The sequence below is a fragment of the Variovorax sp. ISS6 genome (assembly GCF_056523145.1).
This window is the reverse complement of record NZ_JAWRZC010000001.1, coordinates 3,576,732-3,590,772: the sequence shown is the minus strand read 5'-3', so window position 1 is coordinate 3,590,772 and position 14,041 is coordinate 3,576,732. Positions and strand designations below refer to the sequence as shown.

The window sequence follows — 14,041 nt, the reverse complement described above, 5'->3', positions numbered from 1 at the left end:
GGTTAGGCCCCCTGCGCGTGTCGAAATGCGCTGATATATTGCACCGCAACATTCCAACTCGACACAGCGATGCTCTACCAACTCTACGAAGCCCAGCGTTCCCTCATGGAACCGTTCGCGGACTTCGCCCAGGCCGCCTCCAAGCTCTACAGCCCCGGTGCCGTCTGGAGCCAGCTGCCCGGAGCGCAGCGCATGGCGGCGAGCTACGACCTGCTCTACCGCCTCGGCAAGGACTACGAGAAGCCCGAGTTCAACATCAAGTCGGTCAAGGTCGACGGCGACGACGTCGTGATCCAGGAAGTGATCGAGCTGGAAAAGCCGTTTTGCCAGCTGCGGCGCTTCAAGCGCTTCACCGACGAGCCGCACATCCTCAAGACGCTCAAGAGCCAGCCCGTGGTGCTGGTGGTGGCGCCGCTGTCGGGCCACTACGCCACCCTGCTGCGCGACACCGTGCGCACCCTTTTGCAGGACCACAAGGTCTACATCACCGACTGGAAGAACGCGCGCCTGGTGCCACTGTCGGACGGCGAGTTCCACCTCGACGACTACATCAACTACGTGCAGGAGTTCATCCGCCGCCTGCAGGCCGAGTACGGCAACTGCCACGTGGTCAGCGTGTGCCAGCCCACGGTGCCGGTGCTGGCCGCGGTGTCGCTGATGGCCAGCCGCGGCGAGGCGCTGCCGCTCACCATGACGATGATGGGCGGCCCGATCGACGCCCGCAAGTCGCCCACGGCGGTCAACAACCTCGCGATGAACAAGAGCTTCGAGTGGTTCGAGAACAACGTGATCTACCGCGTGCCCCAGGGCTTCCCGGGCGCGGGCCGGCGCGTCTACCCGGGCTTCCTGCAGCACACGGGCTTCGTCGCGATGAACCCCGACCGCCACGCGAGCAGCCACTACGACTACTTCAAGGACCTGATCAAGGGCGACGACGCGAGCGCCGAGGCGCACCGCAAGTTCTACGACGAGTACAACGCCGTGCTCGACATGGACGCCGATTACTACCTCGAGACGATCCGCACCGTGTTCCAGGAATTCGACCTAGTCAACGGCACCTGGGACGTGAAGAGCCCGACCGGCGAGGTCGAGCGCGTGCGGCCGCAGGACATCCGCGCCACCGCGCTGCTCACGGTCGAGGGCGAGCTCGACGACATCTCGGGCTCGGGCCAGACCGAGGCCGCGCACGAGCTGTGCACGGGCATCGCCGATGCGAAGCGCGAGCACTACGAGGTCAAGGGCGCGGGCCACTACGGCATCTTCAGCGGCCGCCGCTGGCGCGAACTGGTCTATCCCAAGATGCAGAAGTTCATCGCTGCCAACGACCAGCCGCAACGCCGCGCCGGTGAACGCGAGAGCCTGCCGGCCGAGGACCAGGTCAAGCCCGGCCGCAAGCTCGCCACCACCACCGCCAAGGCGCCCGCGAAGAAGGCCGTGGCCGCCAAGAAGGCGGCACCGGCCGCTGCGAAGCGCGCGCCCGCCCCGAAGAAGACCGTGGCGCGCAAAGCCGCCGCGGCGCGCTGAGCGCCCCTTCCCTCCCGTGAACGGACTCGCCGCACGCATCCACGACGCACTGCCCCAGACGCAGTGCACCCGTTGCGGCTATCCGGACTGCGAGGGCTATGCGCAGGCCGTGGCCAGCGCCGAGGCCGAGATCAACCAGTGCCCGCCGGGCGGCGCCGAGGGCGTCGAGCGGCTCGCGCGGCTCACCGGCCGCCCCGTGCAGGCGCTCGATCCGGCCTTCGGCACCGAGGGCCCGCGCAGGCTGGCGGTGATCGACGAGGCCTGGTGCATCGGCTGCACGCTGTGCCTCGATGCCTGCCCGACCGACGCCATCCTCGGCATCAACAAGCGCATGCACACCGTGATCGACGCGCACTGCACGGGCTGCGAACTCTGCATCCCGGTCTGCCCGGTCGACTGCATCTCGCTCGAGGACGCCACGCCGGGCCGCACCGGCTGGCAGGCCTGGTCGCCCGCGCAGGCGGCCCATGCCCGCGCGCGCTATGCCCTGCACGGACAGCACCGGCCCACCGACGCACGCCAGGGCAAGAAGCGCCCCGAAGCCGAGGTCGCGGCGCCCAGCGCCGAGGCCCGCAAGCGCTCGGTGGTCGAGGCCGCGCTCGCGCGCGCCCGTGCCGCCGCCCAACGTCCTTCCACGCCCAAGCCATGAACCTCGACACCCTGCTCGTCTTCGTGCTCGCCTCCCTCGCGCTCGCCGTGATCCCGGGCCCGACCATGCTGCTCGCGCTGTCGAACGGCATCGACGGCGGCATGCGCCGCGCGAGCTGGGGCATCGTCGGCGCCTCGCTCGGCAGCAGCATCGTGATCGCGGTGGTCGCGCTCGGCCTGGGCTCGCTGCTGGCGGCCTCGGAATGGCTGTTCAACGCGATCCGCGTGGCCGGCGTGGCCTACCTCGTGTGGCTCGGCGTCAAGCTCTGGCGCAGCGACGCCACCGACCTCGGCGCCGCGCTCGCGAAGTCCTCGCCCGAGAGCCGGCTGCATGGCCGCATCGCGCTGCTGCGCAGCCTCGCGGTGGCGCTGTCGAACCCCAAGTCGCTGCTGTTCTTCGCGGCCTTCCTGCCGCAGTTCGTCGACATCGCTCGGCCGCAGGGCCCGCAGTACCTGCTGCTGGGCGGCATCTTCGTGTTGCTCGACACCTGCGTGATGCTGGCCTATGCCGGCGCCGGCACGCAGGCCGTGCGCTGGCTTTCGAAGCGCGGCCTCAAGGCGCTGAACCGCGGCTGCGCCGTGGGCATGTGGCTGCTGGCGGCCACGCTCGCGGTGTGGCGCCGCCCGGGCGCCTGAGCCACGGGCCCGCTCAGTTCCTGGCCGAGCGCTTGAGCAGCAGCATCAGCACGCCCGCCAGGATCACCGTCACCGCGTACCACTCGAAGCGCGTGACCGTCTCGCCCGCGATCCACACGCCCAGCAGCATCGCGATCACCGGATTGACGAAGGTGTAGCTGGCGGCCAGCGCGGCCGGCGCGCGCGCCAGCAGCAGCATGTAGGCGTTGAAGGCGATCAGCGAACCGAACACCACCAGGTAGAACCAGGCCGCCGTGGCCTGCGGCGCGGGCGGCCACGCGAGGCTCTCGCCCGAGACCGCAGCCAGCACCAGCAACACCACTCCGCCGCAGATCATCTCGCTCGCGAAGCCCATCGCACCCGGCGCGAGCGGCAGCGCGCGCTGGCTCAGCACGCTGCCGGCCGACCAGCAGACGCAGGCGATGCTGATGGCGGCCAGCCCGGCCGGCGAGGCCTGGAAGCCGCTGCCCTGGGTCAGCATCAGCACGCCCACCAGGCCCAGCGCGATGCCGATCGCCTCGAGCTTCGTCGGCACGATGCCCCAGATCAGGTTGAGCAGCGCGATGATCAGCGGCACCACCGCGATGAAGGCCACCACCAGGCCCGAGCCCACCGAGACCTCGGCATGCGCGGTGCCGCCCATGCCGCCGCCGAGCATCAGCGTGCCGACCACCAGCGCGTTGCGCCACTGGAGCCGGTTCGGCCAGGGCGCGCCGCGCCAGCGCATCCAGGCCGCGAGCAGCAGGCCCGCGAACAGGAAGCGCGAACCCATCTGCAGGAAGGGCGGGAAGCTGATCAGCGCGTACTTGATCGCGAGGTAGGTCGAGCCCCAGACCAGCCAGGTGGCGGCGAGGCAGAGCCAGATGATCGGCGGCAGTCCGCCGCGCGCGGACGGCGTGGAAGTGGCGAGCGAGAGCATGTCGAGGGTGTCTGTTGTTGTGGGCCTGAGCCGCTCCATGGTATGAAGGCCGCCGCCGCGCTTCCATGCGCAAATCACGGTTCTGGCGGCTCGCGGCCGTCGATTTGAAGGACTTCGATGGAATCCACCTTGAACCCCACGCTCGATGCCCACGACACCCGCATCCTGGCCGAGCTGCAGAAGGATGCGCGCCTCACCATGGCCGAGCTCGGTCGCCGCGTGCACCTGAGCCAGCCGGCGGTGACCGAGCGCGTGAAGAAGCTCGAGGCCGCGGGCGTGATCAGCGGCTACCGCGCCACCGTCAACCTGGCCAAGCTGGGCTACGGCATCCGCGCGATGATCCGCGTCGGCCGCGCCGACTACGACCGCGTCGTGAAGCTGGTGCAGGACACGCCCGAATGCGTGAATGCCTACAACGTGACCGGCGAGGACAGCTGGATCCTCGAGATCGCGGTGATCGACGTGAGCCACCTCGACGCGGTGGTCACCAAGTTCTGCATCCTCACCGAGACCGCGACCTCGATCATCCTGAACCCGGCGCGCGAGCACCAGCCGATGCTGCCGCCGCACCGCTCGGACGTGAAGCCGCCCATCCGCAAGGTCGTGAACGCCTGAAGCGCCCGGCCTCAGCGCCCGGCGAGCGCGTCGAAGGCCTTCACCACCTCGGGCGGCGCCTGCACCATCTCGATGAGCACGCCCTCGCCCGCGATCGGGAACTCGTCGTTCGCCTTCGGATGCAGGAAGCAGATGTCGAAGCCCGCCGCGCCCTTGCGGATGCCGCCGGGCGCGAAGCGCACGCCCTGCGACGTCAGCCATTCCACGGCCGTCGGCAGGTCGTCGATCCACAGGCCCACGTGATTGAGCGGCGTGGCATGCACCGCGGGCTTCTTCTCGGGATCGAGCGGCTGCATCAGGTCGACCTCGACCTTGAACGGGCCGGTGCCGATCGCGCAGATGTCCTCGTCGACGTTCTCGCGCTCGCTTCGGAAGGTGCCCGTGACCTCGAGCCCCAGCATGTCGACCCAGAGCTTCTGCAGCCGGGTCTTGTCGGGACCGCCGATCGCGATCTGCTGGATGCCCAGCACGCGGAAGGGACGTTGGATGGCGCTCGTCATTGGCAGGACTCCGGGTTCGTTTCGGTCGAGGCGCGGTGCGAGCGCAGCCCCAGCTTGCGCAGCAGCTGCACGTCGGCCTCCACGTCGGGATTGCCCGTGACCAGCAGCTTGTCGCCGTAGAAGATCGAATTCGCGCCGGCCATGAAGCACAGCGCCTGCACCGCCTCGCCCATCTGCTGGCGGCCGGCCGACAGGCGCACGCGCGCGGTCGGCATGGTGATGCGCGCGACCGCGATCATGCGCACGAAGTCGAAGGGATCGATCGGTTCCGAGTCGGCCAGCGGCGTGCCGGGCACGCGCACCAGGCTGTTGATCGGCACCGACTCGGGGTACGGATCGAGGTTGGCCAGCTGCGCGATCAGCCCCGCGCGGTGCACCGGCGCCTCGCCCATGCCCACGATGCCGCCGCAGCACACGCTGATGCCGGCGCCGCGCACATGGGCCAGCGTGTCGAGCCGGTCCTGGTAGCTGCGGGTGTCGACGATGTCGGTGTAGTACTCGGGCGCGGTGTCGAGGTTGTGGTTGTAGTAGTCGAGGCCGGCGGCCTTGAGCTGCCGTGCATGGTGCGGCTCGAGCATGCCGAGCGTGGCGCAGGTCTGCAGGCCCAGGCCCTTCACGGCCTCGACCAGCACCGCCACCTTCTCGACGTCGCGGTCCTTGGGCGCGCGCCAGGCCGCGCCCATGCAGAAGCGCGTGGCGCCCGCGTCCTTGGCGGCCTGCGCGGCGCGCAGCACCTCGTCGACCTCCATCAGCTTCTGCGCCTTCACGCCGGTGTCGAACTCGGCCGACTGCGGGCAGTAGCCGCAGTTCTCGGGGCAGCCGCCGGTCTTCACCGACAGCAGCGTGGCCAGTTCGATGTCGCCCGCGGGAAAGTGCTGGCGATGCACCGTCTGGGCCTCGAACAGCAGCTCCATCAGCGGCTTGTCGAGCAGCGCCTGGATCGCCTCGACCGACCAGCGGCCCTCGGGCGCCGGCGCCGGCTTCGCGGGCCGGTGCAGCACCACCGCCTGCAGGTCGCTGGCCCCCATCAGTTGAACTCCAGGATGATCTGGTCGACCGCGAGCGACTCGCCCTTGGCCGCGGAGATCTTGCCGACCACGCCGTCCTGCGCGGCGAACAGCACGTTCTCCATCTTCATCGCCTCGATCACCGCGAGCTTCTCGCCGGCCTGCACCTGCTGGCCCGGTTGCACCGCCACCTCGACCAGCAGCCCCGGCATCGGCGACATCAGGAACTTGCTGAGGTCCGGCGGTGCCTTGTGCGGCATCAGCGCGAGCAGGCGCGCGCCCAGCGGCGACAGCACCATGGCCTCGATCTGGCGGCCGTCGTTCGACACCCGCAGCGCCAGCGGATTCTTGCCGGCGCCGCGCTCCACCTGCGCGACGAAGGGCTTGTCGTTGACGATGCCCTGCACCCGCACCGCGCCCAGCGCGAGGCTGCTGTCGATCTTGTAGGTCTTGCCGTTGACCGTGACCGCGCTCGCGCCGGTCTTGCCGTGGAAGTCGCTCACGGTCACCGGGTGGTGCACGTGCTCGCCCTGCGCGCCGAGTTCGACCACCACGAATTGCTCGCCCACCTTCACGCCGTGGCCTTCGAGCTGGCCGCTGATGCCCGAGGCACGCGCGCGGTAGCGGCGGTGCACGTAGGCCGCCAGCGCGACCAGGAAATCGGGCTCGCTGTGCGGCACGTCCTCGGCATGGAAGCCCTTGCCGTAGTTCTCGGCGATGAAGCCGGTGTTGAAGTCGCCGGCCACGAACTTCGGATGCGCGAGCAGCGCCGCCTGGAACGGGATGTTGCTGCTGATGCCGCGGATCACGAAGCCGTTGAGCGCCTCGCGCATGCGCGCGATCGCGTGGTTGCGGTCCTTGCCGTGCACGATGAGCTTGGCGATCATCGAGTCGTAGTACATCGGGATCTCGCCGCCCTCGTACACGCCGGTGTCCACGCGCACGCCCTGCAGGTGCTCGGTGTCGCTCGCGAACATGGTCTCGGCCGGCGGCTGGAACTTCACCAGCCGGCCGGTCGAGGGCAGGAAGTTGCGGAACGGGTCCTCGGCGTTGATGCGGCACTCGATGGCCCAGCCGTCGCGCTTGACCTGCTCCTGCGTCAGCGGCAGCGCCTCGCCGGCCGCCACGCGGATCATCAGCTCCACCAGGTCGAGGCCCGTGATGCATTCGGTCACCGGATGCTCCACCTGCAGCCGGGTGTTCATCTCGAGGAAGTAGAAGCTCTGGTCCTTGCCGACCACGAACTCCACCGTGCCCGCGCTCTGGTAGTTCACGGCCTTGGCCAGCGCCACCGCCTGCTCGCCCATCGCCTTGCGCGTGGCGTCGCTGATGAAGGGCGACGGCGCCTCCTCGATCACCTTCTGGTGCCGGCGCTGGATCGAGCATTCGCGCTCGTTGAGGTAGATCACGTGGCCGTGCGAATCGCCGAGCACCTGGATCTCGATGTGCCGCGGCTCCTCGACGAACTTCTCGATGAACACACGGTCGTCGCCGAAGCTGTTGCGCGCCTCGTTGCGGCAGGAGGTGAAGCCCTCGAAGGCCTCCTTGTCGTTGAAGGCCACGCGCAGGCCCTTGCCGCCGCCGCCGGCCGAGGCCTTGATCATCACCGGGTAGCCGATGTCCTTCGCGATCTCGACCGCGCGCTCTGCCGTCTCGATGGCGTCGTTCCAGCCCGGGATGGTGTTGACCTTGGCCTCGTTGGCGAGCTTCTTCGAGGCGATCTTGTCGCCCATGGCCGCGATCGAGTAGTGCTTGGGGCCGATGAAGGCGATGCCCTCTTCCTCGACCCTCTTCGCGAAGCTTTCGTTCTCCGACAGAAAGCCGTAGCCCGGGTGCACGGCCTCGGCGCCGGTCTTCTTGCAGGCCTCGATGATGCGGTCGGCCAGCAGGTAGCTCTCGCGGCTGGGCGCGGCACCGATGTGCACGGCCTCGTCGGCCAGCTCGACGTGGCGGGCTTCCTTGTCGGCGTCGGAATAGACCGCGACCGTGAGGATGCCCATCTTCTTGGCGGTCTGGATCACACGGCAGGCAATCTCGCCGCGATTGGCAATCAGGATCTTCTTGAACATGTTCTTCTCCGTGCCGCTCAAAGCGGAATGTTGCCGTGTTTGCGCCACGGGTTCTCGAGCTTCTTCTCGCGCAGCATCACCAGCGAGCGGCAGATGCGCTTGCGCGTCTCGTGCGGCAGGATCACGTCGTCGATGTAGCCGCGCGCGCCCGCCACGTAGGGGTTGGCGAAGCGGGCCTTGTACTCGGCCTCGCGCGCCGCGAGCTTGGCCGGGTCGTTCTTGTCCTCGCGGAAGATGATCTCGACCGCGCCCTTGGCGCCCATCACCGCGATCTCGGCGCGCGGCCAGGCCAGGTTGACGTCGCCGCGCAGGTGCTTGGAGGCCATCACGTCGTAGGCGCCGCCGTAGGCCTTGCGCGTGATGACGGTGATCTTCGGCACCGTGCACTCGGCATAGGCGTAGAGCAGCTTGGCGCCGTGCTTGATGATGCCGCCGTACTCCTGGCCGGTGCCGGGCATGAAGCCGGGCACGTCGACGAAGGTCACGACCGGGATGTTGAAGGCATCGCAGAAGCGCACGAAGCGCGCGGCCTTGATGCTGCTCTTGATGTCGAGGCAGCCCGCCAGCACCAGCGGCTGGTTGGCGACGATGCCCACGGTCTGGCCTTCCATGCGCGCGAAGCCGATCACGATGTTCTTCGCGTAGTCGGGCTGCAGCTCGAAGAAGTCGCCGTCGTCCACCACCTTGAAGATCAGCTCCTTCATGTCGTAGGGCTTGTTCGCGTTTTCGGGCACCAGCGTGTCGAGCGAATAGTCGGGCCGGTCGGCCGGGTCGCCCTGGCCGTTGTTGCCCAGGCGCACCGGCGGCTTCTCGCGGTTGTTCAGCGGCAGGTAGTTGTAGAGGCGGCGCAGCATCATCAGCGCCTCGACGTCGTTCTCGAACGCCATGTCGGCCACGCCGCTGCGCGTGGTGTGGGTCACGGCACCGCCCAGTTCCTCGGCCGTCACGCTCTCGTGCGTCACCGTCTTCACCACCTCGGGGCCGGTGACGAACATGTAGCTCGAGTCCTTCACCATGAAGATGAAGTCGGTCATGGCGGGCGAGTACACCGCGCCGCCCGCGCACGGGCCCATGATCATGCTGATCTGCGGCACCACGCCCGAGGCCATCACGTTGCGCTGGAACACGTCGGCATAGCCGCCGAGCGAGGCCACGCCTTCCTGGATGCGCGCGCCGCCCGAGTCGTTGAGGCCGATCACCGGGGCGCCGACCTTCATCGCCTGGTCCATCACCTTGCAGATCTTCTCGGCATGCGCTTCGCTGAGCGCGCCGCCGAAGACGGTGAAGTCCTGGCTGAAGACGAACACCAGGCGGCCGTTGATCATGCCGTAGCCCGTGACCACGCCGTCGCCCGGGATCTTGTTGTCGGCCATGCCGAAGTCGGTCGAGCGGTGCTCGACGAACATGTCCCATTCCTCGAAGGTGCCGTCGTCCAGCAGCAGTTCGAGGCGTTCGCGCGCCGTGAGCTTGCCCTTGGCGTGCTGCGCGTCGATGCGCTTCTGGCCGCCACCGAGGCGGGCCTGCGCGCGGCGCTTTTCGAGTTCGTCGATCAGTTCTTGCATGGTGTGCTTTCGAAGCGGTGGTCCTGGATATCGTTGAAAGTCATGGTGCCGGCGCCGCGACGGCCGCCGCGGCGAGCAGCTGGCGCGCCGCGGTGGACGCCGGCAGGCTGCCCTGCGCCACCTGCCGCGTGAGCCGCGGCAGCAGCTCGCGCACCTGCGGGTGCTGCCTGAAGGCCTGCTTGAGCCCCGCGTCGATGCGCTCCCACATCCACGCGGTGGCCTGTTTTTCCCGGCGCGTGGCGAGCCGGCCGTTGGCGGTCTGCAGCGCGCGGAACTCAAGCACGGCAGCCCAGAAGGCATCGACGCCGGTGCCCGCGAGCGCACTGAGCTGCAGCACCGCCGGCCGCCAGAAGCGCACCTGCGCGCCGCTGTGCGCGTCGTGCGCCGCGGCCGCGTGGTCGGGGTTGCCCTGGTGGCCGAACAGCCGCAGCGCCGAGGTGATCTGCGCCTGTGCGCGCGTGGCGGCGTCCTTGTCGATGTCGGCCTTGTTGATGACGACCAGGTCGGCGATCTCCATCACGCCCTTCTTGATCGCCTGCAGGTCGTCGCCGGCGTTGGGCAGCTGCATCAGCACGAACATGTCGGTCATGCCCGATACCGCGGTCTCGCTCTGGCCCACGCCCACGGTCTCGACGATCACCACGTCGTAGCCCGCGGCCTCGCACACCAGCATCGCCTCGCGCGTCTTCTCGGCCACGCCGCCGAGCGTGCCGCTCGAGGGGCTCGGGCGGATGTAGGCGCGCTCGTGCACCGAGAGCCGTTCCATGCGCGTCTTGTCGCCGAGGATGGAGCCGCCCGAGACGGTGGACGAGGGGTCGATGGTGAGCACCGCGACGCGGTGGCCCTTGTCGATCAGCAGCAGGCCCAGGGTCTCGATGAAGGTCGACTTGCCGACTCCCGGCACGCCCGAGATGCCGAGCCGGAACGAGTTGCCGGTGCGCGGCAGCAGCGCGGTGAGCAGCTCGTCGGCCTGCGCGCGGTGGTCGGCGCGGGTGGATTCGAGCAGCGTGATGGCCTTGGCGATGGCGCGGCGCTGGACGAGGCCGTCGCCTGCGAGGACACCGTTCAGGATGGCAGCGAAGCGATCGTCCACCCCCGCCCGTTCAGGCCGAGCGGATGGGGGCGACGAATGCTCCCCCAACCGTTCGGGCTGAGCCTGTCGAAGCCACTCCCCACCTTCCTCGGGTCTGGAATTGGATCTCGACCTGGCCAGCGACTGAATCGCCTCCCAATCGCCGCGGATCAGCGCTTCCTTCTTCGCACGCGACCAACCCTTGATTTGCTGTTCGAACGCGATCGCCGCCTCACGCGTTTCGAATTCGCCCTGCCACACGAGCTCGACAGGCTTGCGCATCGACGTATAGCCGATCCCGCCATCGAGGTGTTGCCTCATCCGGGCTTCGATGTCGTCGGTCTGCCCCGCGTAATAGGAGCCATCCGAACAGCGCAGCAGATAAACGTAGAAGGGTTTCACGTCAGCAGAGTGCAGGGAAAGGCTTCGACAAGCTCAGCCCGAACGGTTGTTGGCGAGCAGCGAGCAAGAGACGGTCTCGACGAAAGATCGCCCACGTCCGCTCTCGTCAGGCCGCGACCGCCGCGCGGATTTGCTCCAGCACGTCCTTCGCGCTCGCCGGGATCGGCGTGCCCGGTCCGTAGATGCCCTTCACGCCGGCCTCGTAGAGAAAGTCGTAGTCCTGGCGCGGGATCACGCCGCCGACGAACACGATGATGTCGTCCGCGCCCTGCTTGCGCAGCTCCGCGATGATCGCGGGCACCAGCGTCTTGTGGCCGGCCGCGAGCGTGCTCACGCCCACCGCGTGCACGTCGTTCTCGATCGCCTGGCGCGCGCACTCCTCGGGCGTCTGGAACAGCGGCCCCATGTCGACGTCGAAGCCCAGGTCGGCGAAGGCCGTGGCCACCACCTTGGCGCCGCGGTCGTGGCCGTCCTGGCCCAGCTTGGAGATCATCACGCGCGGACGGCGGCCCTGCTCCTCGGCGAAGGCGTTGATCTCGGTCTTGAGGTTCTCCCAGCCCTCGGCGGAGTCGTAGGCGGCGGCGTAGACGCCGGTCACCTTCTGGGTGTCGGCGCGGTGGCGGCCGAAGGACTTCTCGAGCGCGTCGGAGATCTCGCCGACGGTGGCGCGCAGGCGCACCGCGTCGATGCTCAGCGCCAGCAAATTGCCGGTGCCGTTCTCGGCCGCCTCGGTCAGCGCGTCGAGCGCGGCCTGCACCTTGGCGCCGTCGCGCGCGGCGCGGATCTTCTGCAGCCGCGCCACCTGCTGGTCGCGCACCTTGACGTTGTCGATCGAGAGGCTCTCGATCGCGTCCTCGTTCTTGAGCTTGTACTTGTTGACGCCGACGATCACGTCCTTGCCCGAGTCGATGCGCGCCTGCTTCTCGGCGGCCGCGGCCTCGATCTTGAGCTTGGCCCAGCCGCTGTCCACCGCCTTGGTCATGCCGCCCATGGCCTCGACCTCCTCGATGATGGTCCAGGCCGCGTCGGCCATGTCCTGCGTGAGCTTCTCCATCATGTAGCTGCCGGCCCAGGGATCGATCACGTTCGTGATGTGCGTCTCTTCCTGGATGATGAGCTGCGTGTTGCGCGCGATGCGGGCGCTGAACTCGGTCGGCAGCGCGATGGCTTCATCGAGCGCGTTGGTGTGCAGGCTCTGCGTGCCGCCGAACACCGCGGCCATCGCCTCGATGGTGGTGCGCACCACGTTGTTGTAGGGGTCCTGCTCGGTCAGGCTCCAGCCCGAGGTCTGGCAGTGGGTGCGCAGCATCAGGCTCTTGGGGTTCTTCGGTTCGAACTCCTTCATGATCCGGCACCACAGCAGGCGCGCCGCGCGCATCTTGGCCACCTCGAGGTAGAAGTTCATGCCGATGGCCCAGAAGAAGCTCAGGCGCCCGGCGAAGCCGTCGACATCGAGGCCCTTGGCCAGCGCGGTCTTCACGTACTCCTTGCCGTCGGCCAGCGTGAAGGCCAGCTCCAGCGCCTGGTTGGCGCCGGCTTCCTGCATGTGATAGCCGCTGATCGAGATCGAGTTGAACTTCGGCATGTTCTGCGCCGTGTACTCGATGATGTCGCCGATGATCCGCATGCTCGGCGCGGGCGGGAAGATGTAGGTGTTGCGGACCATGAACTCCTTGAGGATGTCGTTCTGGATGGTTCCGCTTAAGCTGTCCTGCGCCACGCCCTGTTCTTCCGCCGCGACCACGTAGCCCGCGAGCACCGGCAGCACCGCGCCGTTCATGGTCATCGACACGCTGACCTTGTCGAGCGGGATCTGGTCGAACAGGATCTTCATGTCCTCGACCGAATCGATCGCCACGCCGGCCTTGCCCACGTCGCCGGTCACGCGCGGATGGTCGCTGTCGTAGCCGCGGTGGGTGGCGAGGTCGAAGGCCACGCTCACGCCCTGTCCGCCGGCAGCCAGCGCCTTGCGATAGAAGGCGTTCGATTCCTCGGCGGTCGAGAAACCGGCGTACTGGCGGATGGTCCACGGACGCACCGCGTACATCGTGGCCTGCGGGCCGCGCAGGTAGGGCTCGAAGCCCGGCAGCGTGTCGGTGTACTTCAGGCCCTGCAGGTCGGCCGCGGTGTACAGCGGCTTGACGCTGATGCCGTCGGGCGTGATCCAGTTCAGCGCGGCGACGTCGCCGCCGGGGGCCGACTTTGCGGCGGCCTTGGCCCAGGCCTCGAGAGTGGCGGGCTTGAAGGAGGGTTCGGGTTTGCTGCTCATGGAGGCGCCGCTTCGCAGTGTGTCGTGCAGGGGTGTGCTGCTGGAGGAAAGGATTCGCTGGAATCGCTGGTGGCGCGCAGGGATTTGCAGGCCGGCCGCGAGTCTAACCGATCCATAATTATTAATTCAAACGCGATTTTTGAAGTACAGTCCCGCCCATGTCCGCCGTCACCCTCACCCCGCGCGCCCTCTATGAAGAGGTGGCCGAGCTGCTGCGCCAGCGGATCTTCCGCCGCGAGCTCGAACCGGGCAGCTGGATCGACGAACTCAAGCTCGCCGAGGAGTACGGCATCAGCCGCACGCCGCTGCGCGAGGCGCTGAAGGTGCTGGCCGCCGAAGGCCTGGTGACGATGAAGGTGCGCCGCGGCGCCTATGTGACCGAGGTGTCGGAGCAGGACCTGGCCGACGTCTACCACCTGCTCTCGTTGCTCGAGAGCGATGCCGCCGGCGTGGTGGCCGAGCGCGCCACCGAGGCCCAGCTCGCCGAACTGCGCGCGCTGCATGCCGAGCTCGAAGCCGCGGCCGCACCGGAAGACCGCGAGCACTTCTTCGCGGTCAACGAGCGCTTCCACATGCGCCTGCTGGCGATCGCCAACAACAAGTGGCGCGACCAGATGGTGGCCGACCTGCGCAAGGTGATGAAGCTCAACCGCCACAACTCGCTGCTCAAGGCCGGGCGGATCGGGGAATCGCTGGCCGAGCACCGCTCGGTGATGGCCGCGATCGAGGCGCGCGACGGCGAGGCCGCCATGGCGCGCATGCGCGAGCACTTCAGCAACGGGCTCGAAGCGGCGGCCTAGCGTTCGCCGCGGGGCCGC

12 protein-coding genes and 1 pseudogene are annotated in these 14,041 nt (G+C 68.4%); 5 read left to right on the top strand and 8 right to left on the bottom strand.

All coding sequences use genetic code 11. From position 1 onward, the window contains the following. Nucleotides 1–69: 69 nt before the first annotated feature. The 3 genes from AC1HIL_RS16525 to AC1HIL_RS16515 are packed head-to-tail and all read left to right on the top strand — an operon-like array spanning nt 70 to nt 2,808. Nucleotides 70–1,524 (top strand): polyhydroxyalkanoate depolymerase, encoded by a 1,455-nt coding sequence (locus AC1HIL_RS16525; RefSeq protein WP_413763819.1) that lies wholly within the window; start codon nt 70–72, stop codon nt 1,522–1,524. A 16-nt stretch (nt 1,525–1,540) separates the two neighbouring features. Next, complete coding sequence (locus tag AC1HIL_RS16520; protein ID WP_479672217.1) at nt 1,541–2,173, top strand: RnfABCDGE type electron transport complex subunit B; 633 nt, start codon at nt 1,541–1,543, stop codon at nt 2,171–2,173. Then, nucleotides 2,170–2,808 carry a LysE family translocator gene (locus tag AC1HIL_RS16515; protein WP_479672216.1) on the top strand — a complete coding sequence of 213 codons (639 nt, stop codon included), beginning with the start codon at nt 2,170–2,172 and terminating at the stop codon, nt 2,806–2,808. The genes AC1HIL_RS16520 and AC1HIL_RS16515 overlap by 4 nt, the downstream gene beginning before the upstream one ends. A gap of 13 nt (nt 2,809–2,821) precedes the next feature. On the opposite strand, the gene yedA is transcribed toward AC1HIL_RS16515, so the two are convergent. Continuing rightward, nucleotides 2,822–3,727: a drug/metabolite exporter YedA gene (gene yedA, locus AC1HIL_RS16510; protein WP_057593646.1), complete on the bottom strand. Its 906-nt coding sequence runs from the start codon at nt 3,725–3,727 to the stop codon at nt 2,822–2,824. A gap of 117 nt (nt 3,728–3,844) precedes the next feature. On the opposite strand from yedA, the gene AC1HIL_RS16505 reads away from it, so the two are divergent. Then, entirely contained in the window at nt 3,845–4,342 is a 498-nt protein-coding gene (locus tag AC1HIL_RS16505) for an Lrp/AsnC family transcriptional regulator (protein ID WP_208512240.1), read from the top strand. Between the two features lie 11 nt (nt 4,343–4,353). Here the strand turns inward: AC1HIL_RS16505 and AC1HIL_RS16500 are convergent, their stop codons facing one another. The 7 genes and pseudogenes from AC1HIL_RS16500 to scpA form a co-directional block, all read right to left on the bottom strand. Beyond that, the gene (locus AC1HIL_RS16500; protein WP_057593644.1) at nt 4,354–4,842 is read right to left on the bottom strand and encodes a VOC family protein; all 489 of its coding nucleotides are present in this window, start codon (nt 4,840–4,842) and stop codon (nt 4,354–4,356) included. Then, nucleotides 4,839–5,870 carry a biotin synthase BioB gene (bioB, locus tag AC1HIL_RS16495; RefSeq protein ID WP_479672215.1) on the bottom strand — a complete coding sequence of 344 codons (1,032 nt, stop codon included), beginning with the start codon at nt 5,868–5,870 and terminating at the stop codon, nt 4,839–4,841. The genes AC1HIL_RS16500 and bioB overlap by 4 nt, the downstream gene beginning before the upstream one ends. Beyond that, nucleotides 5,870–7,918 (bottom strand): acetyl-CoA carboxylase biotin carboxylase subunit, encoded by a 2,049-nt coding sequence (locus tag AC1HIL_RS16490; protein ID WP_057593643.1) that lies wholly within the window; start codon nt 7,916–7,918, stop codon nt 5,870–5,872. Before AC1HIL_RS16490 ends, bioB begins: the two co-directional genes overlap by 1 nt. Before the next feature lie 17 nt (nt 7,919–7,935). Continuing rightward, entirely contained in the window at nt 7,936–9,480 is a 1,545-nt protein-coding gene (locus AC1HIL_RS16485; RefSeq protein WP_057593642.1) for an acyl-CoA carboxylase subunit beta, read from the bottom strand. Between the two features lie 40 nt (nt 9,481–9,520). Beyond that, nucleotides 9,521–10,573 (bottom strand): methylmalonyl Co-A mutase-associated GTPase MeaB, encoded by a 1,053-nt coding sequence (gene meaB, locus AC1HIL_RS16480; protein WP_413764555.1) that lies wholly within the window; start codon nt 10,571–10,573, stop codon nt 9,521–9,523. A 171-nt stretch (nt 10,574–10,744) separates the two neighbouring features. Continuing rightward, a pseudogene (locus AC1HIL_RS16475) lies at nt 10,745–10,954 on the bottom strand (GIY-YIG nuclease family protein); the annotation flags it as partial. A gap of 106 nt (nt 10,955–11,060) precedes the next feature. Further along, nucleotides 11,061–13,223, bottom strand: a complete 2,163-nt coding sequence (gene scpA / locus AC1HIL_RS16470; protein WP_479672214.1) for a methylmalonyl-CoA mutase — start codon at nt 13,221–13,223, stop codon at nt 11,061–11,063. A 158-nt stretch (nt 13,224–13,381) separates the two neighbouring features. Here scpA and AC1HIL_RS16465 point away from each other — a divergent pair, with 158 nt between their 5' ends. Next, the gene (locus tag AC1HIL_RS16465; protein ID WP_057593638.1) at nt 13,382–14,023 is read left to right on the top strand and encodes a GntR family transcriptional regulator; all 642 of its coding nucleotides are present in this window, start codon (nt 13,382–13,384) and stop codon (nt 14,021–14,023) included. The last annotated feature ends 18 nt before the right edge of the window (nt 14,024–14,041 follow it).